The following is a 591-nucleotide window of genomic DNA, read 5'->3' on the forward strand; positions in this document are numbered from 1 at the left end:
TCGTTCACCCGGGCGGCTTGTTCTTGGAGCGCATCGAGTTCATCGCCGGCGAGGTCGGCGCTTCGTTCGAGCGCCGCCTTTTTCTTCTCCAGCCCAGTTCGGCGACTGTTCAGGTAGGACTGCTGTCCTTCAATCAAGGTTCTGGCCTCTTCCTCGCCCACCAAGCCCGCAAGGACCGGCGGTACTTCGACTTGTGCGCTGCCTGCTTTCTCAGCTTTCAGCCCCGCAAGGGAGGCCAGGAGCAGTTTCTGCTCCTCACGCCCCGTTCGCAATAAGCGCAAAGTCTCCACGTCGCTGATATTCTCGCTGCTGATGGCTCCCTCGGGTGCCCGGTAGAGACCGCCAACCAAAGCTTCAGCCTGCAACACTGTGATCCCTGGATGCCATTCGACGGCTCCTGGTTTGCTTACGAAACCCGTGACGAAAAGCGGGCGATAGCTGATTATCTCGGCGGTGACGTAAGTCCCGTGGCTCGTGAATTCGGTCACGCGCCGCGTCAACTCCTGTTCCAATTGCGCCAAGGACATGTCGGCGACGTTTATTCGTCCGATAACAGGAACCGACAAGGTTCCGTCTGGGCTGATACGGTAT

At 58.9% G+C, this 591-nt stretch carries 1 protein-coding gene; it reads right to left on the minus strand.

Annotated elements, in window-relative coordinates:
• Positions 1-566, minus strand: a 566-nt coding sequence (locus tag ACXJ7R_RS35850; protein ID WP_457155905.1) for a polysaccharide biosynthesis/export family protein, incomplete at its 3' end; no start/stop codon positions are given.
• Positions 567-591 lie beyond the last annotated feature (25 nt).

The organism is Mesorhizobium sp. P5_C1 (genome assembly GCF_054049815.1).